The organism is Acinetobacter genomosp. 33YU (assembly GCF_001990725.1).
Lineage (GTDB): Bacteria > Pseudomonadota > Gammaproteobacteria > Pseudomonadales > Moraxellaceae > Acinetobacter > Acinetobacter seifertii.
This window is the reverse complement of sequence record NZ_LFZQ01000056.1, coordinates 1-263: the sequence shown is the minus strand read 5'-3', so window position 1 is coordinate 263 and position 263 is coordinate 1. Positions and strand designations below refer to the sequence as shown.

The following is a 263-nucleotide window of genomic DNA, read 5'->3' as shown; positions in this document are numbered from 1 at the left end:
ATTAATGTTCCTCCAGTATTGCTATTGCTTGTATTGCTATACCATTGGTAGGTTAATGTTCCCGTTCCTGTTGCTGAAACACTTAAGTCTGTAACACTTGCCGATTGACAGTAACTTGCCCCTACTGGCTGTGTTGCTATTGCTGTGTTCTCTGTTATCGTTACCCCTACTGCTGATGAGCTTACATCTGAACCACAATCACTTCCTACAACTACATAATAATAAGTAGTACCTACCGTAGCACTTGATGGAGTATAACTAGA

General features: G+C 40.7%; 1 protein-coding gene. It reads right to left on the bottom strand.

The window, feature by feature from the left end:
* Window positions 1-263: hypothetical protein (locus AC056_RS19650; RefSeq protein ID WP_213033521.1), on the bottom strand; the 263-nt coding region annotated here is incomplete at both ends.